Here is a 22,995-nt window from a genome sequence, read left to right as displayed (position 1 = left end):
CGTGGTTTTTCGGGGGGAGGGACGGGAGAGGTGGGGGGGGGGGGGGGGTGGGGAGGGGGGGGGGGGGCTGGGGGGACGGGGTGGGGCCGGGGTTTTCGACACCCCGGGCCCGGCTCAGCGGTTACGCACGGTTACGCGTCAATGCGCGACCGGTCCAGCGTCGCCGCCGAGCTGGAGATGAACTCCTTGCGGGGAGCCACGTCGTTGCCCATCAGCAGGTCGAAGACCTGCTCGGCGGAGTCCAGATCGGTGAGGTTGATGCGGCGCAGGGTGCGGCGCCGTGGGTCCATGGTCGTCTCCGCCAGCTGGTCGGCGTCCATCTCACCCAGACCCTTGTAGCGCTGGATGGAGTCCTTGTACCGGATGTTCTTGCTCTGGAGCTCCATGAGAGTGTCGCGCAGCTCGCGGTCCGAGTACGTGTAGACGTACTTGTCCTGCCCCTTCTTCGGCTGGACGAGCTCGATGCGGTGCAGCGGCGGCACCGCGGCGAAGACCCGGCCCGCCTCCACCATGGGCCGCATGTAGCGGTGGAACAGGGTCAGCAGCAGGGTCCGGATGTGGGAGCCGTCCACATCGGCATCGGTCATCATGATGATCTTGCCGTAGCGGGCCGCGTCGATGTCGAAGGTGCGGCCCGAACCCGCTCCTATGACCTGGATGATCGCGCCGCACTCGACGTTCTTCAGCATGTCGGTCACGGACGACTTCTGGACGTTGAGGATCTTGCCGCGGATCGGCAGCAGCGCCTGGAACTCGGAGTTCCGGGCGAGCTTCGCCGTACCGAGCGCGGAGTCGCCCTCGACGATGAACAGCTCACTGCGGTCGACGTCGTCGCTGCGGCAGTCGGCGAGCTTCGCGGGCAGCGAGGAGGACTCCAGGGCCGTCTTGCGGCGCTGGGCGTCCTTGTGCTGACGGGCCGCGATGCGGGTACGGGCCGCGGCGACGGCCTTCTCCATGACCACGCGGGCCTGCTGAGCGGCGTCGCGCTTGGTGGAGGTCAGGAACGCCTTGAGTTCCTTGGTGATGACGTTGTTCACGATGCGACGGGCGGCCGAGGTGCCGAGGACCTCCTTGGTCTGCCCTTCGAACTGCGGCTCGGCCAGGCGGACCGTCACGACCGCCGTGAGGCCCTCCAGGGCGTCGTCCTTGACGATGTCGTCCTCGGCGACGCGCAGCATCTTCTTGGTCCGCAGCACCTCGTTCATCGTCTTCGCCACCGCCTGCTCGAAGCCCGCGACGTGGGTGCCGCCCTTGGGCGTGGCGATGATGTTGACGAACGACTTGAGGGTGGTGTCGTAACCGGTGCCCCAGCGCATCGCGACGTCGACGCCGAGGTCGCGGGTGACCTCGGTGGGCGTCATCTGGCCGTGCTCGTCGAGCACGGGGACCGTCTCCTTGAAACTACCGTTCCCGCTGAAGCGGAGGACGTCGCAGACGGGCCTGTCACTGGCCAGGAACTCGCAGAACTCGCTGATACCGCCGTCGAAGCGGAAGGACTCCTCGCCCTTGCTGCCGCCGTCGCCGAGGCCGAACTCGTCGCGGACGACGATGGTCAGCCCAGGCACCAGGAAGGCGGTCTGGCGGGCCCGCTGGTGCAGCGTGTCCAGGGAGAGCTTGGCGTCCTTGAGGAAGATCTGGCGGTCGGCCCAGTACCGCACGCGCGTGCCGGTGCGGCTCTTGGGGATCTTCTTGGCCTTGCGCAGCCCGCTCCCGGCCTCGAACTTGGCGTCCGGACCCCGCCCGGTGAACGCGCCCGGAACACCACGCCGGAAGCTGATGGCGTTGGTGTGCCCGCTGCGGTCCACCTCGATGTCCAGCCGGGCGGACAGGGCGTTCACCACGGATGCGCCGACGCCGTGCAGACCGCCGGAGGCCGCGTACGAGCCGCCTCCGAACTTGCCGCCGGCGTGCAGCTTGGTCATGACGACCTCGACACCGGACAGGCCGGTCTTGGGCTCGACGTCGACCGGGATGCCCCGGCCGTTGTCCCGGACCTCCACCGACGCGTCGTCGTGGAGGATCACCTCGATGTGGTCGCAGTAACCGCCGAGGGCCTCGTCGACGGAGTTGTCGATGATCTCCCACAGGCAGTGCATCAGGCCACGGCTGTCGGTCGATCCGATGTACATGCCCGGACGCTTGCGTACGGCCTCGAGCCCTTCGAGGACGAGCAGGTGCCGCGCGGTGTAGTTGGATCCGTCCCGGTCTGCTCCTGCCAGCAGCGCAGTGGACGGCACGGATGTCTCGGCGGTCACGCGGTTCGCTCCTCGCTGAATTTCAGATGGGGCCCCGCTGGGTAAGGGCGCGGCTCGGTTCACCGGTCAGAGGGTACCGAGGCCTGGTAGAGCCGTTGTAACGCCACCCTCGTCGAGGACACACCCTAGTCCAGCGTCGCATACCTGTTCGATCCCTCGATGGGGTGAAGTACACATCACGTTCCCTTCGAGGCATGAACCATTTAGGCTCCGGGCACGTCCTCATGAACAAACCGGCAACCCAGCCGGCGGGACTGACACTGACCGACTGCGCGAACCCGTACGACACAGAGACACGCAATACGGCACATTCGCCGCCAACCGGCAACAGCCTGCCCCTCGGAAAGTTTTTTCGAGGAAAAGCCACGAGCGGGAACGTTTTGGGGCTGGTTGGATGTTGACCCTGGTACGACAGCTCGTCGAGCTAGAGAAGAGGCGACGTGACTACTGTTCTGACTTCCGCAAGCCCGCTGACGGCCGCTGATCGCTGCGACCGCTGCGGCGCCCAGGCATACCTGCGCGTCGTCCTGCTGAGCGGCGGAGAACTGCTCTTCTGCGCCCACCATGGGCGCAAGTTCGAGCCGGAACTCAAGAAGATCGCCGCTGAGATACAGGACGAGACGGAGCGGCTGACGGCCGTTCCGGAATCTTCCCCGGAGGAAGAGCGCTGACGCTACGCGCCCGACGACGAGCCAGCTCGGCACAGGCCGACGAACGGGCGGCCGCCCCCGAAATCCGGAGGCGGCCGCCCGTGCTCGTGCCCGGAAGGCTCTCAGAGGCCGTCAGACGCCCTCGCGCTGCCGCGCGGCGGAGTCCCACCGCAGCGTCCGCAGAACGGCGGAGACGCGCGTGTACACCCCGGGACTGCCCGGGCGCCCACAGCCGCTCCCCCAGGACACCAGCCCGATGAGTCTCCCCTGGGCGACCAGCGGACCCCCGCTGTCCCCCTGGCAGGCATCGCGGCCCCCTACGTCCTCGCCGGCACAGAGCATGGTGTCGGCGAGATACCGTCCGTCGTCGCTTCCCGGATACGCCCGCTCGCAGAGCGCGTCGGGGAGCACGCGCACCCGCGCCGCCCGCAGGCCGTTCGCGTAGTCCCCGGCACCCGAGGTGTCGCCCCATCCGTAGACGAGCGCTCCCGTCTCGGGCCCGTACGCGGGGTCACCCTCCGCCGCCATCCCTATGACCGAGCCGGCGGGAAGGGCTTCGGAGAGGGTGAGCACCGCGAAGTCACCGGCGTTGCTGACGTCGTCGTGCGCCGGGTTCACCCAGACGTCGCGGACGGGAATCTCCTGGCCCTGGTCCGAGAGCAGGTCCGTCCGGCCTGCGACGACCCTCAGGTCGCGCACCTGCTCGGGCGGCGACCCCAGAACCTCCTCGCCCAGGCAGTGTGCCGCCGTGAGCACGGTGGTGCGGCCGACGGCCACGCCCCCGCAGAACTGTCCCGCCCGCGTACCTCCGAACCGGTCACGGCTGGACAGGGCGACGGTCCACGGGCTGTCGGACACTTCGACCGGAAAGCCTCCGACGACGATGCTGTCGGCGGACGCGGGGGCAGCGGACACCAGCGGTATCGCGGTCGCCGCGGCCGCCAGGACCAGCGGCCGGGCCAGTGCCCGGGCAAAGAGGCGACGCATGCAGGCTCCTCACTCCGAGGTGGTGATGGAACACCCAGAGTGATCCAGCCCGCCGTACCGCGCACCCGCTGGTCAACGCGAAGGCCCGGTTCCCCACCTGGTGGAACCGGGCCTTGTCGCTCGTATGACCGCTCGTACGACCGCGACCTAGTCGAGGTAGTCGCGCAGCACCTGGGAGCGCGACGGGTGACGCAGCTTCGACATGGTCTTCGACTCGATCTGGCGAATGCGCTCACGCGTGACGCCGTACACCTTGCCGATCTCGTCGAGGGTCTTCGGCTGACCGTCGGTGAGACCGAAACGCATGGAGACGACGCCCGCCTCGCGCTCGGACAGGGTGTCGAGGACGGAGTGCAGCTGCTCCTGCAGGAGCGTGAAGCTGACCGCGTCGGCCGGGACGACCGCCTCGGAGTCCTCGATGAGGTCACCGAACTCGCTGTCACCGTCCTCGCCCAGCGGGGTGTGCAGCGAGATGGGCTCGCGACCGTACTTCTGGACCTCGATGACCTTCTCCGGGGTCATGTCGAGTTCCTTGGCCAGCTCCTCCGGGGTGGGCTCGCGGCCCAGGTCCTGGAGCATCTGGCGCTGCACGCGCGCGAGCTTGTTGATGACCTCGACCATGTGCACCGGGATACGGATGGTGCGGGCCTGGTCGGCCATCGCGCGGGTGATCGCCTGACGGATCCACCAGGTGGCGTACGTGGAGAACTTGTAGCCCTTGGTGTAGTCGAACTTCTCCACCGCGCGGATCAGACCGAGGTTGCCCTCCTGGATGAGGTCCAGGAAGAGCATGCCGCGGCCGGTGTAGCGCTTGGCCAGGGAGACCACCAGGCGGAGGTTGGCCTCCAGGAGGTGGTTCTTGGCGCGGCGGCCGTCCTCGGCGATGATCTCCAGCTCACGCTTGAGCTTGGGCGCGAGCTTGTCGGAGTTCGCCAGCTTGTCCTCGGCGAACAGACCCGCCTCGATGCGCTTGGCGAGCTCGACCTCCTGCTCGGCGTTGAGCAGGGGGACCTTGCCGATCTGCTTGAGGTAGTCCTTGACCGGGTCGGCGGTGGCGCCGGCCGCGGCGACCTGCTGGGCCGGAGCGTCGTCCTCGTCGTCGTCCGACAGTACGAAACCCGCGTTCTCGGTGCCCTCGGGCTCCTCCGTCGCGGCCTTCGGCTCCTCGACCGCCTCGTCCTCCAGAAGCTCGCCGTCTTCCTTCTTGGCGGTGGTCTTCTTGGCCGCCGTCTTCTTGACGGTCGCCTTCTTCGCTGCCGCCTTCTTGGCGGTCGTCTTCTTGGCCGCCGCCTTCTTGGCGGGCGTCTCTTCCTCGACGGCGGGGTCGGTGGCGGGCGCCGCCGGGGTAGCGGGGGCGGCGGCCTTCCTGCTGGTCACCGGCTTCGCCGCCACCGCCTTGGTGGCGGTGCGCTTGGCGGGACTCTTCGCTGCGACGCTCTTACGGGTGCGCTTGGGCTCTGCGGCACTGACCATCAGCGTCACACCCTCTTCCTCGAGGATCTGGTTGAGGCTGCGCAGTACGTTCTTCCACTGAGTGGCCGGAATCTGGTCAGCTTCGAAGGCCCGACGCACGTCGTCGCCGGCGATCTGCCCCTCAGCCTTTCCCCGCTCAATGAGCGCCATGACAGAGACGGACTCGGCGATCTCCGGCGGGAGCGTACGGGATGTGCTGGCCGACACGAACAACCTCTCGGAACGTTGGAAAACGGCTTCCGGCCCCATCCATGACGGACAGGGGCCGACCGCCGGCTTGGGAGTGGGCCGACGGCGCGGGCGCGCCGGGGAGATGCACAGCGCCATGAACGGCGTCCGTATTCCCTCCGCGGCTGTCACCTCTTAGGTCATCGCGTTGTTCCCACGAGCGTTACGCCCAATCCGCGTGGCCCGAGTCACACCCCATAAGCGTTCAAAATCGGTCAGACGCGGACAAACAAGGTCACCAACGAGTACGACCTGGCCGCACCAGGACGCTCAGCCTCTCATCACACCGTCGGACCCCGCGGAATCACGAGGATTCCGCGGGGTCCGGTGGCGGCGTACCGGCCGATCACTGCCATAGGAGGGGTCTGGCGTGTCCGACCCGCGCCGTTGCGGCGGAACGCGGTCAGTGTTCGCGCGGGGCGGGCACCACGCGTTCCACCTCGGGGTGGACGGTCAGAAGTTGGCGCATGGCGGCCTCGGCCCCCGCGCCGTCTCCCGTGGCGAGGGCGTCGACGATCCTGCCGTGCTGCGCCAGGGACACGTCGTTCGGCCGGTCACAGCCCGTGACCGGGCCGCCGGAGACGTGCAGGGCGGCGGAGACGATCCCGGACAGGTGGTCCAGCATGCGGTTGCCCGCGATCTGGATGAGGAGCGTGTGGAACTCGGCGTCGGCACGCGAGAAGGTGAGCGCGTCACCCTGCCCCATGGCGTGACCCATGATCCCGACCATGTCGGACAGACGCTGCTGGACGTCCTCACGCCCGTGTCCGGCGGCGAGGCGCGCGGCGAGGGGCTCGATCGTCCAGCGCAGTTCGCTGAGCTCGCGGCGCTGGTCGTCGCGCTGCGGCCCGAACGCCCGCCATTCGATGATGTCCGGGTCGAGGAGGTTCCAGTCACTGACGGGACGCACGCGCGTGCCGACATTCGGGCGGGCACTGACCAGTCCCTTGGCTTCCAGGACGCGGAGGGACTCACGGACGACGGTACGGGACACCTCGAAACGCTGGCCGATCTCCTCGGGCACCAGCGGACGGTCGGCGCCCAGGTCACCCGAAACGATCATCTGGCCCAGCTGCTGGACGAGTTGCCCGTGCAGTCCGCGGCCACGGCTGCCCGCGGTGCGCCGGCCCACGCGGCCCAGCTCGGGCTCCACCCCTTCCCAGGCAGGCACCCCGACGCGGTCGACGGCGGGCGCCTCGGCGTAGGGGTAGCGGTCGAGTTCGCCCGGGTTCGCGAGGCCGGAGTCGGCGGAGCGGGCGGCGGTCATCATGGTGTGCGCAAGGGTACTCACGCATCCTTTGTCGGCGCCGTCCTCAACTCCCTTGAGGTCTTTGGTGAAAAGCACACGAAAGGGTGATCGCTCACCCCGTCGCAATTGACGCCTTATCGGAAAGAAATGGGCTTTCCCCGGGGAGTTGCGCACACGGTCGAACCGGAAGGGTGAGCGAGGGTCATCGGACCCTGCCACGCAGGGTCATGAGCAGGTATGCGCAGAGCAGAGCGGTCAGCGACAACGTCAGTGCACTGCCGACGGGTTGGACGATCACGCCCAGCACCTCGGCCAGATACCGCTCGCCACCGAACGGCCACTGCGTCAGGAGGACCTCGCGCACCCTCATCGGGAAGCCGGCGGCGGTCCGCACGGACGGGCCCTCCCAGACCCTTTGTACGAGCGGTACGACGAGGACGGGGACGGCGACCACCGCGGCGAGCCCGGCCGTGGTGGACCGGAAGACGCCCGCGGCAAGCACACCGGACCAGGCGCAGCCGACGACGAGTCCGAGCCAACCAGCGGTCAGTGCGGGCCAGTCGGCGGGAACCCTCGCGAGCTCCGGTCCGTAGAACAGATGAAGCACTTCGGCGTCGCAGCCGACCGTCAGGGCGGCCAGCACCAGCGCGGTGGCCGCGGATACGAGGAGTTTGGCGGTCAGCAGCCCCATCCGGCGGGGCACCGTGCCACGGTCCGCCGCCAAGGCGGGATGGCGGAACTCGTCACCGAAGGCGAGCGCACCGAGCAGCCCCGCACCGAGCGCCGCGGGCGGCAGCGGCAGTTCCCGCGGCCACGCGGCCAGGAGTCGTGGCTGCGGGGTGTGCCCGACGCGTGCCAGGACCACAGCGGTGACGGCGGACACGACGAGGACGACGGCGCCGATGACGAACCCGGTGCTGATGCCGACCGCACGGCGGAGTTCGTAGCGGAGTGGGCTGAGGGGGCTGGGGGCGGAGCGGACGGAGATGGGAGGCGGAAGCGAGGACGCCGCCTTCCGGGTGTCCGCGGCTGCGGGGGTGAGGGCGGTGTACGGGCGCGGTGTGCGCCGGGGGGCGGCGAGGGCGCGGGCGTCCCCGGGAACTGGAGTGTCCCTGGTCACAGGGGCATCGTCCGGAGCAGAAGCATCCCTCGCCACAGGAGCATCGTCCGGAGCAGAAGCATCCCCAGGCACGGGCGCATCGCCAGGAGCAGAAGTAACCCCCGCCACGGGTCGACGGTCGGGAGCACGAGCGTCTGCGGGCACGGCGGGGGCGGCGTCGGCGCCTGGGTCCGTGGCGGCGGGCGCCTGCCCAGCACTGCCGATGGGCCGAAGATCGTCGGCGCGCGGCGGGAAGGCGCCGGCCCCGGCCCCGGGGCGAGGACCATCGAGGAGGGGCTGGAAGGCCCCCGGGAGGGGCTCAGGAACGCCGACAGTGCGCTGGGTACCGGCGACCGTCGGCAGCGCCTCGGCAGCCGAGGGCCGCGCTTCGTCGGCCGCCCCCGGCCGCGTCGCGTCCGACAGCGGCTGTGGGGCGTCGACGACTGGGGACGGCTCCCCGGCGGCAGTGGACCCGTCGGTCGATGGCCGAGGCTCCTGCGGGGCGGTCGGTTTCCCCGCTTCAGGCGGCCGACTGCCTTCGGCGCCCAGGTGGCGGGCTGCGGGCATCGCGCCCGCCCCGGGGCCCATATCACCGATCTCGTCGGCCAGTTGGTGTACGAGGATCCCGTGACGGAACGCCGTCTCACCGATGTCGGCACAGGTACTGCCGTACACCGCCAGGCGGTTGCCGCCTTCGCGTACGACCTCGACGGAACGGCGGGCCGCGCGTGCCTCTTTGGTCAGCAGGGCGGCGAGTCGGGCGGCGTGCGGGCTGCGGACCGCGACGCGGGGGCGCAGACGTGTACGGGAGAAGTCCGCCACCTCCTGATCGGCGACGACTCTGCCCTGTTCGAGCGTGACGACGTGATCGGCGGTACGCGCGGCCTCCTTGGGGTCCGCCGTACCGAACAGGACGGTGCCGCCCTGGGCGGCATGGGCACGCAGCGCGCCGTGGAGGCGACGGGCCTCATCGGCGGACAGCGCTCCCACGGGGTCGTCGAGCACCAGGGTGTGCGGATCGGGAAGCAGAGCACAGGCCAGTCCGAGGCGTCGGTCCATACCGCGGGAAAGGGTGCCGAGGCGTTCGCCGCGCAGGCCCACGAGTTCGGCCGACTCCAGGACTTCGTCGGCCCGCCGGACGGGAACCCCGGCCGCCGCGCACAGCATGCGGAGATGGCCGCGAACCGTGCGGGCCGGGTGCCCCGGCACATCTCCCAGCAGGACTCCGACCTCTCGTGAGGGATGGGCGATGCGGTGCAGGGGCCGGCCTCTGAAGTACGTGAGACCACGGCCGTGCTGGAGTTCGAGCATGAGTCTGAGCGTCGTCGTCTTGCCGGCGCCCGCTGCTCCGAGCAGTGCGGTGACGTGGCCCGCGCGCGCCTCGAAGGAGACGTCGTCGACGGCGGGCGGAAGCTCCTTGCGGGGGTTGCTGGTCAGTCCGAAGGCCTGGATCACCCGTAGCAAGATAGCGTGCCATATCCGGTTTTTCGGGCATGGCAAGGCCTGCCGGGCACGCGGTGACGGGCCCCGTCGATCCCTTGTTCGCCGTTCGCCCCGGGGTCCCGCCCGGGCTCGCCGTCACACCTCGGGACGCAGCATCGGGGGGTTGAGGAGAGTCGCGCCGCCGGCCCGGAAGAGCTGGGCGGGGCGGCCGCCCTGGCGGGTGGTCGTGCCCCCGGTGGGGACGAGGAAGCCCGGCGTGCCCGTCACCTTGCGGTGGAAGTTGCGCGGGTCGAGCGCCACGCTCCACACCGCCTCGTAGACGCGCCGCAGCTCGCCGACGGTGAACTCGGGCGGACAGAACGCGGTGGCCAGCGACGAGTACTCGATCTTGGAGCGGGCCCGTTCCACCCCGTCCGCCAGGATCTGGGCGTGGTCGAAGGCGAGCGGCGCCACCGGCTCGCCGTCATGGCCGTAACCAGCCTGCTCCAGCAGTTCCTCGACCGGCGCCCAGCGCGCGTTGCTGGCGTCACCGCCCGCCCTTGGTGCGGGCAGGTCGGGAGCGAGCGCGAGGTGGGCGACGCTGACCACGCGCATCCGGGGGTCGCGCTCGGGGTCGCCGTACGTCGCGAGCTGCTCGAGGTGGGCGCCGTTGTCCTGGGAGGGTGCGACCGGGTCGTGGACGCACAGTCCCGTCTCCTCGGCCAGCTCCCGCGCCGCCGCCTGCGCCAGGTCCTCGTCGGCCCGTACGAAACCGCCGGGCAGGGCCCAGCGGCCCTGAAACGGCGGCTCGCCCCTGCGCACCGCCAGCGCGCACAGGGAGTGGCGGCGCACGGTCAGCACGACCAGGTCCACAGTGACGGCGAAGGGCGGAAAGGCTGACGGGTCGTAGGGCATGCGGCGATCATAGTCGTCTTCCTGACGATAAACACTCCCTTCGCCACCGCTTCGTCGGCTGATCCACTTCGGTGGGACCCGCGCCTCGCCGTCCGTTCCCCGGACGCCGTGCGGGGCCACGTACTGCCAGGTCAGGCTCCTAGTTGCAGCCCGTCGGCGGCCTCTTCGACCATGGCCAGACCGAGCCGGCTGACCCGGACCGAGAACGGCGCTCCGGCGACCCGCAGCCCCGTGAGTCCGAGCTCCCCCAGAGGCGCGTCGCGTACGGGACGCAGGGTGACGGCCTTGGCCGGGGCGTCGGGGCGGATGCCCGCGAGCGTGGTCAGCAGCAGCACCCCGGCGGCAGCCGCGGTGGCGGCGGGACGGCAGGCCGCCGGGTGCGGGAGGGGCACGCTCGCGTCGGTGCGCTGCTCGCCCGCGTACATCTCCGGCAGGCGGTGGCCGAAGGTGCCCGCCGCGGCCACTACGCCGCGCAGCAGCGAGCCCGCCTCCTTCTCGTGACCGGCAGCGGCCAGACCCGCCACCGCGATCGCCGTCTCCTGGACGCGTACCGCCCCGGCGCGATGTCCGAAGGGGTTGTAGCCCGCTTCCTTCTCGGCCAGTCCGCGCAGCCCCCAGCCCGAGTCCATGGCCGGATTGCCCAGCAGCCGGGCGAGTCGGCCGGTCCGCACCGGGTCGAGCAGGCCCGGGGCCAGGGTGCCCCCACCGAGCAGCCCGGTGTCGAGGAGGTGAACCGCGGCCGCGCTCAGGTGCGGCACGAGGCGTCCGTCCGGGGCTCGTGCGGCCGCGGGCCGTCCGCCTGCCGGGTCGTCGATCCAGAAGTCCCGCTGGAACGCCGTCCGCAGCCGCCGGGCCCACTGCCGCAGTCCGTCACCACCCGGTCTGCCGAAGTCATCGAGCAGCTCGGCGCCGACCAGGGCGGCGCGGTGGGCGTGAGCCTGGGTCTCGCACCGGACGGGGCCGTCCGGGTGCGGATCGGGTACGTACGTGCCGTTCCCGGCGGTGGCGCGCAGCCAGGCCAGACACCGCTCGGCCGCCGGCATCAGCTCCCGCGTCTGCTGTTCGCAGAGCCCCCAGCGGCGGGCCTCCGCGAGGACCACGGGGAACAGCAGGGTCGCCTCGGTGCCGGTGCAGCCCGGCGGCAGGTACGGGCCGGTGTCACGCCTGGGTCCGGGGATCATGCCGGACCGCGGACCGGTGCCGCGGTACTGGGTGCGGGCGAGGGCCCGCAGCGTTCCGGCGGCGAGCCGGGTGCCGAGCGGAAGTGTCATCCGGGCGGCGGCGAGAGCCTCGGCGGGGGCCGGACCGCAGCGCCAGGGGACGCCGGCCGCGAGATGGACGTCGGTGGGATGCGCGGGGTCGCGCAGCAGCAGGGCTCGGAGATCCTCGATGCTGGTCCGCAGGAGGGCGGGGACCGCGGGGTCGTCGCCGGTGGCGTACGCGGAGGCCAGCGGGTCGGCCGCCGTGCGGCCCACCGCCCGGAGCGGACCCGCGCCGTCCGGTCGTACCCGCAGCTCGAGGCTCGTGCTGCCGCCCGGAGGCAGTAGGAACTCCCACCGCAGCAGTCCGGCGGAGGCCAGCGCCTCGGCGGGCGGCGGGACGGCCGTGACCGACGCGCTGCCCGCGGCGCCGGACCACCGGAGGCCGGAGTCGTGGACACTGGCCGACAAGGCGGGGCCCGCGCGGCCGGCGGCGATCGACCCCAGGTCGGCCAGGTCCGTACCGAGGGCCACCTCGACCGGCAGCCGCAGTGGGTGGGGCGCCCAACTGCGCAGCGTGATCCGCTCCGTACCGTCGGCGTCCCGGGTCCGCTCGACCATGACGTCCGGGTCCGGCCCCGGCGCGGACGACGTCCGGAGCGTCCCCACGAAGCGGGCACGGTGGGCGCCCGTCATCCGGGCGTGCGACGGGAGAGGTTCACGACCGGCCACGCGAAGACGGCACCGGGAGAGCAGGCGCCGACCCGCGCGGTAGAACCCCTCCAGCCCCAGGCCGGTCAGCTGCCCCTGTTCCGTGGAGATCACGAGGCCGGGCAGGGCGACGCCGATCATGGTCCTGTGAGCGGGCGGCAGGTCCCCGGGCCTGTGCGGCGTCGCGGACGGCGCACTCCGCGGAGTCATCGGCTCCGCACCCGACCACGACGACGGGAGGGGCGCCCCCGGCCGGGGGCGGACCGTCGGCGGGCCGACGTTCTGTCCCTGCCCAGAGCCGCGCCTTCCGGCATGCGCCACGGAAACGGCGAGGGACGGCAGTGTGGTCCTCCGTCCGACGGCAGCGGTGCCCGGGGCGGCGAAGGGCGGGGTCGGCTGGTGCATGGGAGGGCTCCCTCTTTGCTCGGTGCGCCTCCAGCGGAACGGCGCCGTGTGGGGTCCGACCGGACGGCTGCGGTGCGGTGTCCCGGCCCGTCCGGGCGTTCCGCCACTCAGGTGAACGGAACGGGTGTCCTCCGGGACACGCTTGCGGCGGGTTGCCCGGCAGATGAAGGCGCGGGTCCGCCTACCCCACCCCTGTCCGCCGGTACCTGCCAACCGGCCACGACGGCGGAAAGACACCGAGTTCGATGCCGTACGGCGCCCGTCGCCGGCCGATCGTTTGCCGACGTCCGGCTTCCCCCGACGACCACCGTCGGGCCCGGAGTCCCCAGCCTCTTCAGGCTCGCTCTTCGCCCCCTTCAGTCCCGTGCTCTCCCGCGCTTGCCCATTCCGCGCAGGCATCCTTCCGGCCCGTGACCTCTGCCCCCGAGGCGCGCGACCGCGTTCGGACCGTCCGTGCGCCGCCCGGGCGTTCACCACCCGCCGGAGTGCGGGGACGCCCGATCCTCCCGCCCGGTTCACGGCCCTGCGCCCTCGCACGGCGACGGACTCCATCGGCCGGGACGGCGGAGCGCGTGCGACGCCGGCGGCCGGGTGGCGCCTGGGGAGCGGACGAGGGCTCGGCCGGCTCGCGTTCCACGGGCCCGTCGGCCTGCTCTTCCCCGTCCGCGCCGTCGGCTCCCCTGCCTCCACGACCCCCGCGCTCCGCTCGCAGGCAGCGGCGGACCGACTCGGGATCGAGGCCCTCGTTGCACGCCTGGTGCAGGAGCCGGGCGAAGAGGTAGTCGGGATCTGCGCCGAGTGCCATGGCCAGAGCCTCCCGGGCCTCCAGTTCATCGCCGGCGGACCAAGCGACCCAGCCCGCGAGAGTGAGGGGCGCGGCCGCGTGTTCGCCGTAGGAGCGGACGCAGCGACGGGCCAGGGCCCGCCAGAGACGCAACGCGGGTCCCGCCTCGTCACCCTCCATCCACTCCGCCGCTCGGTCACGGGTCGTACGGTCCTGGAGGCCGAGGATCAGCGCCGCCGCGTCGTCGTGCGCGAGCAGTTGGTCGTCGCGCAGATCCTCGGCGGGCATGCCGGACACGGGCGGTGCGTCGGCAAGGCGTCGCATGACCCGCTGCGCCAGATCCAGCGTCTCCTCGGCCACGTCCGAACGTCCGGCGTCATCGAGGATCCTGGAGACCACTGTCACGGCGGCCGCGTCCAGGGCCGCCTCCTGTTCGCGTGCCGCGGCGTTCTCCCGGGGCAGCAACCTGGCCCGCAGCTCGCTCAGCGAACCGCGCACCTGGATTCCGGCGTAGGTGGCCGCGGCGGCCAGCACGGACGTGCCCGGCAGCCCCATGGGCACGCCCTCCGCCGGGCAGCAGGCTTCCTCGTCGCAGCAGTACGACCAGAATCGGCCCGCCGAGATGCACAGCGCCTCGACGACCGGTACGTCGAGGGCGCCGCACTCGACGCGCAGCCTCTGGGCCAGCGGCCGCAGTCGCTCCATCACCTCCCGGCCGGTCTCGCCCCGCGCCGGTTCCTGGCAGAGGTAGGCGACCATCTGCTCGGGCCGCACGCCTCGGCGCTCGCTGCCGGTCACCAGGCCGTGGACCAGCTGCCCGGCGGCGCCCGCCCAGTCGTCCGCGTTCGCGGGAATGCCGAGCCGGGCCCGACCGCCGAAACGGCCCCGTCCGTCCCTGTCGCGCAGGGCGGCCAGGACGATGCTGTCCTCGGGGCGGTACCCGAGCAGGTACGGCAGGGCGTCGGCCAACTCTGCGGGGGTGCGCAGGGTGATCTGGTGCTCGTCGCCTGGGCCGTCGTACCGGGTGCGGGCCGTCCGGCCGGGCTTCACGGGGCCCGGGATGTCGCCGTTCTCGGAGGATCCAGTCGTTTCGCTGTGGTTCGTCATGGCCCGACGATCTCGCGGATCGAGAAGTTCCGCTTTGCCCTGTGGATAACTCCCATCAGGGACACGTCACCTGGCGGCTCCCGGCGACCACTCCGTCCCGCCCCACCGCCCGGCTGTCAGTCCCGTCCTGTTGTATGGAACGCATGGAGCACACGAGCAACGCGGATCTCCGGACAGCGGCCGACACGGTCCTCGCCCGCCTCGTCGGGGACGCCTCCGGCACCGCCCGGCTGCGGGAGGACCAGTGGCGGGCGATCGAGGCGCTGGTCGCCGACCGGCGCCGGGCCCTGGTCGTCCAGCGCACGGGATGGGGCAAGTCCGCGGTCTATTTCGTGGCGACCGCGCTGCTCCGTGACCGGGGAGCCGGGCCCACGGTGATCGTCTCCCCGCTGCTCGCGCTGATGCGCAACCAGGTCGAGGCCGCGGCACGGGCCGGCATCCGCGCCCGGACCATCAACTCCTCCAACACGGAGGAGTGGGACACGGTCCAGGACGAGATCGCCGCGGGCGAGGTCGACGTACTGCTGGTGAGTCCCGAGCGGCTCAACAACCCGGACTTCCGCGATCAGGTGCTGCCCAAGCTCTCCGCCGCGACCGGGCTGCTCGTGGTGGACGAGGCCCACTGCATCTCCGACTGGGGCCACGACTTCCGCCCGGACTACCGGCGGCTGCGCACGATGCTCACCGATCTACCGCCCGGTGTGCCCGTCCTGGCGACCACGGCCACCGCCAACGCGCGCGTGACCGCCGACGTGGCGGAGCAGCTGGGCACCGGCGGTACGTCGGACGCGCTGGTGCTGCGCGGCCCGCTGGACCGGGAGAGCCTCAGCCTGGGCGTGCTGCGACTGTCCGACGCCGCGCACCGGATGGCCTGGCTCGCCGACCACCTCCACGAGCTGCCGGGCTCCGGCATCATCTACACCCTCACCGTGGCCGCGGCCGAGGAGGTCACCGCCTTCCTGCGGCAGCGCGGCCACACCGTCTCCTCCTACACCGGCAAGACCGAGAACGCGGACCGGCAGCAGGCCGAGGACGACCTGCTCGCCAACCGGGTCAAGGCGCTGGTCGCCACGTCGGCGCTGGGCATGGGGTTCGACAAGCCCGACCTGGGTTTCGTGGTGCACCTGGGTTCGCCCTCCTCCCCCATCGCGTACTACCAGCAGGTCGGCCGTGCCGGGCGTGGTGTCGAGCACGCGGAGGTGCTCCTGCTGCCGGGGAAGGAGGACGAGGCCATCTGGGAGTACTTCGCCTCGCTGGCCTTCCCGTCGGAGGACTTGGTGCGCCGCACGCTCGACATCCTCGCGGGTGCGGAGCGCCCCCTGTCCCTGCCCGCTCTGGAGCCACTGGTGGAGCTGCGCCGCTCCCGCCTGGAGACCATGCTCAAGGTCCTCGACGTGGACGGCGCGGTCAAGCGGGTCAAGGGCGGCTGGATCGCGACCGGGCAGCCGTGGGCGTACGACGCGGAGCGGTACGACTGGGTCGCGCGACAGCGGAAGGCCGAGCAGCAGGCGATGCGCGACTACGCCTCGACGACGGACTGCCGGATGGAGTTCCTGCAACGCCAGCTGGACGACGAGGGGGCCAAGCCTTGCGGCCACTGCGACAACTGCGCGGGCCCGCGCTTCACCGCGGACACCTCCACCGACGCCCTCGACGCCGCGCGGGTCGATCTGGGCCGGGCCGGCGTCGAGGTGGAGCCGCGCCGCATGTGGCCCACCGGGCTGCCGGCCATCGGCGTCGAACTGAAGGGGCGCATTCCGGCCGGGGAACAAGCCGAGCCCGGCCGGGCGTTGGGCCGGCTGTCCGACATCGGCTGGGGCAACCGGCTGCGACCGATGCTCTCCGCCCAGGCTCCGGACGGCCCCGTACCGGACGATGTCGCGAAGGCCGTCGTGGCTGTGCTGGCCGACTGGGCAAAGGGTCCCGGCGGCTGGGCCGCGGGCGCGGCCGACGGCCGGGCACGTCCAGTCGGGGTGGTGACCGTCGCCTCGCGCACCCGGCCTCAGCTGATCCACTCGCTCGGTGCGCGCATCGCCGAGGTCGGCCGGCTGCCGCTGCTCGGTTCGGTCGAGTACACGGGCGAGGCGTCCAGGGCGTCCCGCAGCAACAGCGCGCAGCGACTCAAGGCACTCGACGGCACGCTGACGGTGCCGTCGGCCCTCGCCACCACGCTCACCGGACTTGAGGGCCCGGTTCTCCTCGTGGACGACTGCACCGAGACCGGCTGGACCCTCGCGGTGGCGGCCCGGCTGCTCCGCCGCGCCGGCGCCCGGGGGGTGTTGCCACTGGTCCTGGCCGTCCAGGGCTGATCGTCCGCCGCGGCGCACGTCGCCTGACCCGAGCTCCGCGCCGCTGCGGGTGGGGCGTCCCGTGCGTCACCCGGGTGCGCTCTGGGTAGGGATATAGGACGCGCATCATCCGATAACGGTCGTCGGCCCCAATTGCTCGTTGCCGCAACCAAGTTCGACAGGAAGAATTGAAGTCCGCTCCCCGCACGGCCCGTCCGTGATCCGGCAGGGCTTCACTGCGGTGCGCGCTCCCCCGAATCCGACCCCGCCCGCAGTGTGGGCGCGTAGCCGAAGGGAGGAACGTGACCTTCGGATTCGCTCCGTCCTCGGCGGCTTCACTGTCGTCGTCCGCCGCTTCCGCCACTCGCATGCTCGAACCGGCGGAGTGGGCCGCCGCCGGGATCCCGCTGCTGCGCAATCCACGGGAGATCGTCGGGGGACTGCACTCGCGGCATCGCCCCGGGCCGGCGACCGCGATCGTGGCCGTGCTCGATCCGGACGAACGACTGCGTGCGAGCGCCTCGTTCACCAGCCGCCGGGCCCCGGCCGACGGATGGATGTTCCGCAACGCGCTGCTCGCCCAGCTTCGCCGGGTCATCCCGCACGACCTGCGGCGCCGCACTCCGGTGCGCACCGCCGTGCTGCTCTACTGCCGCGAGGGCGACGCGCGTTGGACTGAGGAGGACGGCGCGTGGATGTGGGGACTGCGGGACGCGTGCACGTTGCACGGGCTGCGCTGCGGTGCGTACATCACGCTGACCCGTGACGGCTGGCAGGTCCTCGGCGAGGGCCGTGGGGGGCGCCGACCCAACGCGGCGTCGACGCCGGAGCCGTTCGCCACGTCGGAGACGCCGCCACCGCCACCGCGCACCGGCGGCGTCGCCTCGGACGTGCTGCGCCGCGCGGCGGCTCGCTGAGCGCCACGGGCGCGGCGCGATACGGGGTCGCGCCGCGACGCCCAGGTCTGTGAAAGCACCTGGCGACACCCGTACGCCGCCCAGCGGACGTCGGCCGTCCGGGCACGCCGAAGCCGCCACCGTGCGGGGGCCGACCCGGCGGCCCCCGTGTCACACCGGCGTCCGCCGCGCGCGGCGGACGTGGCTCAGACGCCCGCGCCGAGCACCGAGTTGATCCGCTGCGGGTCACCGCAGACGATCAGCAGAGCGCCGGCCCGGGAGTGGGCCACGGACAGGGCGGTGACAGCGGCGGCTTCGGGGCCGCCGCTGAGCGCGACCACGACCACGGCCCTCGACGCGGCACGGTCCGCGACGGCGGCGTCCGCGTAGAAGACGTCGTCGCCCGCGTCGTGCTGCGCCCAGTAGGCGGCATCGCCGAAGGACAGTTCGTGGGCGGCCCACGGGTGCGGTTCGCCGGTGGTGATCACCAGCACGTCACCGGGGGTGCGACCCGAGTCCAGCAGCAGGTCCACGGCCTCCTCGGCGGCGTCGAGCGCGCCTTCGGGAGAGGCCGGGATCAGCTGGATCTGCGGGGCGGGCGGGGCTGCCGGGGCGGCTGCCGGAGCAGCCGGACCCGACGGGCCGGGTTTGGTCGCGGCCGTGTCGCGCGACACGCGTTGCGCCGGCGGCGCCGGCCGCGCGGGACCGGGACGGCCGGGGCGCGGCGGAGCCGCGGGGCGGGGGCCGGGTACGGGGCGAGGGGTCGGCGCGGTGCGGCCGCTGGCCGGAGTGGCGCGGGGACCCTGGGCCTGCTCGTGAATCTGAGGCTCCTCGGGAATGAGAGGCATGAGCTGATATTTATCAAACGTTGGTACGGCTCGCGTCGGCGGGTGGCACATACCTGCGAGCGGAACCGTCAGAAATCGAATCCGAGCTGGCCCTCGATTTCCGGAACGCTTCCGTCCACCCAACTGCGGACCTTCTTGAGGTGCCGCCACTGGGGCAGCGCATCAAGATACGCCCACGACAACCGGTGGTGCGGGGTGGGTCCCCGTTCCGCCAGTGCGGCCTTGTGCACGGGTGACGGATACCCGGCGTTGTCCGCGAAACCGAAGTCTGCATGGTCGACACCCAGTTCGGCCATCATTTTGTCGCGCTGGACCTTGGCGAGCACCGAGGCGGCCGCGACGGCCACGCAGGACTGGTCGCCCTTGATCACCGTACGGACCCTCCAAGGCGTCCCGAGGTAGTCGTGCTTGCCGTCGAGGATGACGGCGTCGGGACGGATCGGCAGGGTCTCCAGGGCGCGCACCGCCGCGAGTCGCAGCGCCGCGGTCATCCCCAGCGCGTCGATCTCCTCCGGAGAGGCGTGCCCCAGGGTGTAGGAGGTCACCCAGGTCCGCAGCTCCACGGCGAGTTCCGTGCGTCGCTTGATGGTGAGCAGCTTGGAGTCGGTGAGGCCGGCCGGGGGCCGACGCAGTCCGGTGATCGCGGCGCAGACGGTGACCGGCCCGGCCCAAGCACCGCGCCCCACCTCGTCGACACCGGCAATGATCTTCGCTCCGGTCGTGGCGCGGAGAGAGCGCTCGACGGTGTGAGTAGGTGGTTCGTACGGCATGGCGTGCTTAGCGTACGCCGCCTCGAACCTCCGGCGACACCCCGGTTCCCCGAACGGGACCAGGGCCCACGCAGCCGGGGGTCAGGCGCCGTCGGGCCGCAGCAGCGGAACCATCAGCTGGTCGATCATTTCCTCGATCTCCTGGTCGGTCCATTCGCTTCCACAAATCTTCGACCGGTACATCATCATCGCGGGGATGGCGTCGAAGACGTATCCGTTCGCCGCGTCACGCCGGACCTCTCCCCGCTCTATTCCACGGTTGATGACCTCACGGAGCATCGTGAGAGTCGGCTCGACCACCCCCTTGAGGATCACCGCATGGAAACGCTCTGCCTGCATGCTGTCGCATTCGTGAATAACCGATCGCAAGGCGAACCCCGGGCGGGAGAACATCGCGTCGCGCGCCCTCAGGCACAGCGCCAGGAGGTCCTCGCGCACGCTCCCGAGGTCGGGCACCGTGTCGAAACGCGGCAGCCCGGACCGGAGCGCGTCCGCGACCAGGTCCTCCTTGGACGGCCAGCGGCGATAGACCGCCGCCTTGCCGGTCTGGGCTCCGGCGGCCACACCCTCCATCGTCAGGCCGTTCCAGCCGACGGTGCCGAGCTGGTCCAGCGCGGCGTCGAGGATCGCGCGTTCGAGGACCGCGCCACGCCTGCGGGAGGGTGTCTGGGCGGAGGCGGCCGCCCAGTGCGAAGCAACCATGTCGAGGGTCTCCAGGAAGCGGGGAAACGGGTTTTCGGGGTCAGGGGCAAGCCGCGCGGCCACAACGGGGGACGACGCGCACGGCCGCACAAAAAGTGAACGCTTGCGTTCACTGTCGGGGAGTCACTAACGTTGAAGCAACAGTGAACGCCAGCGTTCACTAAGTCAGTCGTGGGGGACACATAGTGACAACCTCTTCTCTGATCAAAGACCAGAAGCCGGGAGCGGCCCGCCGGGAGGGGCGTCCCGGCATCGCGCTCACGGTCATCGCGGCCTGCCAACTCATGGTGGTACTCGACGCGACGATTGTGAACATCGCTCTCCCGCACATTCAAGAAGCGCTCAGCTTCAGCACCACCGACCTCACGTGGGTCGTCAGCGCCTACACGCTCACCTTCGGCGGTCTGCTCCTGCTCGGCGGCCGAGCCGGTGACATCCTCGGCCGTCGCCGGGTCTTCATGACCGGCATCCTGCTGTTCACCTTCGCCTCGCTGCTCGGTGGCTTCGCCCAGGAACCCTGGCAACTGCTGGCGGCGCGCGTCCTGCAAGGTGTGGGAGGCGCCATCGCGTCGCCCACGTCGCTGGCCCTCATTACCACCACCTTCCCCGAGGGACCGGAACGCAACCGGGCCTTCGGCGTCTTCGCGGCCGTGTCCGCGGGCGGCGGCGCCATAGGCCTGCTGGCGGGCGGCATGCTCACCGAGTGGCTCGACTGGCGCTGGGTGCTCTTCGTCAACGTGCCGATCGGTGTCCTGATAGCCGTGCTCACCCCGCTGTACATCAGCGAGTCCGAGCGGCACTCCGGACGCTTCGACATCGCCGGGGCGGTGACCTCGACGGCGGGCATGGCGTCCCTCGTCTACGGCTTCATCCGCGCCGCGGACGAGGGCTGGCGGGACAACCTGACCATCGGTTCCTTCGCGGCCGCGGTGATCCTGCTGCTCTCCTTCGCGTTCATCGAGTCGCGGGCCAAGGAACCGATCACCCCTCTGAGGATGTTCGCCGACCGCAACCGCGCCGGCACGTACGTGATCATGCTGAGCCTGGCCGCTGCGATGTTCGGCATGTTCTTCTACATCGTGCTGTTCGTCCAGAACGTGCTGGGCTACACCCCCATCCAGGCCGGTCTGGCCTTCCTCCCGGTCACGGTGGTGATCGCGCTCGGGGCGGGGCTGTCGCAGCGGTTCCTGCCCGTGTTCGGCCCGAAGCCGTTCATGGTCCTGGGCTCGACACTCGCCGCGGTCGGGCTCGGCTGGCAGGCCCTGATCAGCTCCGACAGCTCCTACGTCGGCGGAGTCCTCGGTCCGATGCTGATCTTCGGGTTCGGCATGGGCCTGAACTTCGTGACGCTGACGCTGACCGCCGTCTCCGGGGTCGCCCAGCACGAGGCGGGCGCGGCGTCCGGCCTGCTCAACGCGATGCAGCAGGTGGGCGGATCGATCGGCCTCGCCATCCTGACGACGGTGTTCGGCACCGCCACCAAGGACGAGGCGGAGAAACAGGGCGCGGACTTCCTCACCAACGGCTCCGCGGAACAGAAGGCGGAGTTCGCCCAGACGCACCAGCTGCCGGCGCCATGGGGGCACGAGGTACTGGCGCAGGGCATCTCGGCGGCCTTCCTTCCGGCTGCCGCCATGGCCGTACTCGCCCTGGCCACGGCGTGGCTGGTGATCCGGGTACGCAAGAGCGATCTGGAGGCTTTGTCCGGCTCGGCCGGGCCGGGAATCGGCTGACGGTGCGCTACCGCGGGCCGGGCGGTGTCCACCGGCGGGCGTCACGCACGCCTGCCGGTGCCCGCCCCGGCTCCTCGCGGTCGGCGACGCGCTCGACCGGGCGAGCAGCACGAGGGACAGCAGCACGCGGGACAGCAGCACGAGGAACAGCAGCACGAAGACCGGCAACAGCAAGACCCCCATGACCCACCCCCTCGTGACGCTCCGGGCTGTGCGGGGCTCATGCCTCGCACAGCGGATGCCACGACAACGGTCGGGCGGTCACGGAGAGTTCCCGTCACACACGGAGAGTTGAGGCGGATTCCCGCGACCCTCCGCGCGCCGCCCGTCGCGGACCGGCTAGGCCGGCCGGTCCGGCTAGGCCGACGTCACCATCCACCCGGGCAGCGCCTCGACCCGCCCGGCCCACTCGGCCGGTGGCGCTCCCGCCTTGCCGGCGGCGACCACCCCGCCCACGATGGCGCAGGTCGTGTCCACGTCCCCGCCGACCTGGGCGGTCGTCCAGAAAGCGCGCTCGTAGTCGCCGAGGGCGCGTGCCGCGGACCAGAGGGCGAAGGGAACCGTGTCGTGGGCGGTCGTACGCCTGCCGCAGCCCAGTACCGCCGCGACCGTGGCCGCGTCGCCGTAGTCGAGCATGTCCCGGGCGCGGCGGAGTCCGGCACCGACCGCGCTCTTCGGTACCAGGGCGACGACCCCGTCGAGGAGCGCGTGCGGGGTGGGCGGGCCGGCGGGATCCGCGGCCAGTGCGGCGGCCGCGGCGACCGCCATGGCGCCGACCACCGCCTCGCGGTGCTGATGCGTGGGGTAGGCCGAGATCTCCGCCTGATGGGTCGCCTGCTCGGGGTCGTCCGCGTACCAGGCACCCAGCGGCGCGATACGCATGGCGGCGCCGTTGCCCCAGGACCCCTGGCCGTTGAACAGCGCGGCGGCGAGTTCGCGCCAGTCGCCGCCTTCCCGGACCAGTCGCAGGAGGCGGTTGACCGCGGGGCCGTAGCCGCGGTCGAAGTCGTGGTGCCGGGCGAAGGAGAGCGCCAGCGCGTCCTGGTCGATGCGGTGGTGCGTGGCCAGAACGGAGACCACGGAGCAGGCCATTTCCGTGTCGTCCGTCCACTGCCAGGTGCCGGGTGGCAGCTCGCGGAGCTTCAGCAGCGGGTAGTTCGCGGGCACGAAGAACTGTGAGCCCAGCGCGTCCCCCACCGACAGTCCGCGCAGGCTGGACAGGGCCCGGTCCAGGCGCCCGTCAGGAGGTGAATGAGCGGTCATCGCACTGCCAC

General features: G+C 71.5%; 16 protein-coding genes. 4 read left to right on the top strand and 12 right to left on the bottom strand.

Going from position 1 to position 22,995, the window contains the following annotated elements; all coding sequences use genetic code 11:
* Window positions 1-131: 131 nt before the first annotated feature.
* Window positions 132-2,255 (bottom strand): type IIA DNA topoisomerase subunit B, encoded by a 2,124-nt coding sequence (locus ACFCZF_RS07765; protein ID WP_376670898.1) that lies wholly within the window; start codon window positions 2,253-2,255, stop codon window positions 132-134.
* Window positions 2,256-2,695: 440 nt separating this feature from the next.
* On the opposite strand from ACFCZF_RS07765, the gene ACFCZF_RS07760 reads away from it, so the two are divergent.
* Complete coding sequence (locus ACFCZF_RS07760; RefSeq protein WP_055419847.1) at window positions 2,696-2,926, top strand: hypothetical protein; 231 nt, start codon at window positions 2,696-2,698, stop codon at window positions 2,924-2,926.
* A 111-nt stretch (window positions 2,927-3,037) separates the two neighbouring features.
* Here the strand turns inward: ACFCZF_RS07760 and ACFCZF_RS07755 are convergent, their stop codons facing one another.
* From ACFCZF_RS07755 to ACFCZF_RS07725, 7 genes are all read right to left on the bottom strand, one after another.
* Window positions 3,038-3,892, bottom strand: coding sequence for a trypsin-like serine protease (locus tag ACFCZF_RS07755; protein WP_376670897.1), 855 nt, complete (start codon window positions 3,890-3,892; stop codon window positions 3,038-3,040).
* A 147-nt stretch (window positions 3,893-4,039) separates the two neighbouring features.
* On the bottom strand, window positions 4,040-5,572 hold the full coding sequence (locus ACFCZF_RS07750; protein ID WP_375919966.1) for an RNA polymerase sigma factor: 1,533 nt from the start codon (window positions 5,570-5,572) through the stop codon (window positions 4,040-4,042).
* A gap of 424 nt (window positions 5,573-5,996) precedes the next feature.
* The gene (gene whiH / locus ACFCZF_RS07745) at window positions 5,997-6,884 is read right to left on the bottom strand and encodes a sporulation transcriptional regulator WhiH (RefSeq protein ID WP_375919969.1); all 888 of its coding nucleotides are present in this window, start codon (window positions 6,882-6,884) and stop codon (window positions 5,997-5,999) included.
* 160 nt (window positions 6,885-7,044) lie between these two features.
* Window positions 7,045-9,396: an ATP-binding cassette domain-containing protein gene (locus ACFCZF_RS07740; RefSeq protein WP_376670896.1), complete on the bottom strand. Its 2,352-nt coding sequence runs from the start codon at window positions 9,394-9,396 to the stop codon at window positions 7,045-7,047.
* A 123-nt stretch (window positions 9,397-9,519) separates the two neighbouring features.
* Entirely contained in the window at window positions 9,520-10,278 is a 759-nt protein-coding gene (locus tag ACFCZF_RS07735; RefSeq protein ID WP_376670895.1) for an NUDIX domain-containing protein, read from the bottom strand.
* A gap of 131 nt (window positions 10,279-10,409) precedes the next feature.
* The gene (locus ACFCZF_RS07730) at window positions 10,410-12,329 is read right to left on the bottom strand and encodes a glycogen debranching N-terminal domain-containing protein (protein WP_376670894.1); all 1,920 of its coding nucleotides are present in this window, start codon (window positions 12,327-12,329) and stop codon (window positions 10,410-10,412) included.
* Window positions 12,330-12,927: 598 nt separating this feature from the next.
* Window positions 12,928-14,484: a DUF4192 domain-containing protein gene (locus ACFCZF_RS07725; RefSeq protein ID WP_376670893.1), complete on the bottom strand. Its 1,557-nt coding sequence runs from the start codon at window positions 14,482-14,484 to the stop codon at window positions 12,928-12,930.
* 143 nt (window positions 14,485-14,627) lie between these two features.
* Here ACFCZF_RS07725 and ACFCZF_RS07720 point away from each other — a divergent pair, with 143 nt between their 5' ends.
* A complete protein-coding gene (locus ACFCZF_RS07720; protein WP_376670892.1) occupies window positions 14,628-16,793 on the top strand; it encodes a RecQ family ATP-dependent DNA helicase in 2,166 nt (721 codons plus the stop codon).
* 281 nt (window positions 16,794-17,074) lie between these two features.
* Window positions 17,075-17,689 (top strand): hypothetical protein, encoded by a 615-nt coding sequence (locus tag ACFCZF_RS07715; protein ID WP_376670891.1) that lies wholly within the window; start codon window positions 17,075-17,077, stop codon window positions 17,687-17,689.
* Window positions 17,690-17,874: 185 nt separating this feature from the next.
* Here ACFCZF_RS07715 and ACFCZF_RS07710 read toward each other — a convergent pair whose 3' ends face one another.
* The 3 genes from ACFCZF_RS07710 to ACFCZF_RS07700 form a co-directional block, all read right to left on the bottom strand.
* Window positions 17,875-18,516, bottom strand: a complete 642-nt coding sequence (locus ACFCZF_RS07710) for a hypothetical protein (protein ID WP_376670890.1) — start codon at window positions 18,514-18,516, stop codon at window positions 17,875-17,877.
* Between the two features lie 68 nt (window positions 18,517-18,584).
* On the bottom strand, window positions 18,585-19,286 hold the full coding sequence (locus tag ACFCZF_RS07705; RefSeq protein ID WP_376670889.1) for a ribonuclease HII: 702 nt from the start codon (window positions 19,284-19,286) through the stop codon (window positions 18,585-18,587).
* An 81-nt stretch (window positions 19,287-19,367) separates the two neighbouring features.
* Window positions 19,368-19,988, bottom strand: coding sequence for a TetR/AcrR family transcriptional regulator (locus ACFCZF_RS07700; protein WP_376670888.1), 621 nt, complete (start codon window positions 19,986-19,988; stop codon window positions 19,368-19,370).
* A gap of 185 nt (window positions 19,989-20,173) precedes the next feature.
* Between ACFCZF_RS07700 and ACFCZF_RS07695 the strand changes: the two genes are divergently transcribed.
* Entirely contained in the window at window positions 20,174-21,721 is a 1,548-nt protein-coding gene (locus ACFCZF_RS07695) for an MFS transporter (RefSeq protein WP_376670887.1), read from the top strand.
* A gap of 357 nt (window positions 21,722-22,078) precedes the next feature.
* On the opposite strand, the gene ACFCZF_RS07690 is transcribed toward ACFCZF_RS07695, so the two are convergent.
* Window positions 22,079-22,984: an ADP-ribosylglycohydrolase family protein gene (locus ACFCZF_RS07690; protein WP_376670886.1), complete on the bottom strand. Its 906-nt coding sequence runs from the start codon at window positions 22,982-22,984 to the stop codon at window positions 22,079-22,081.
* Window positions 22,985-22,995: the final 11 nt, after the last annotated feature.

Origin of the sequence: Streptomyces sp. NPDC056296, assembly GCF_042268605.1 — a bacterium.
Classification (GTDB): Bacteria; Actinomycetota; Actinomycetes; order Streptomycetales; family Streptomycetaceae; genus Streptomyces.
This window is presented reverse-complemented; position numbering and strand designations above follow the sequence as displayed.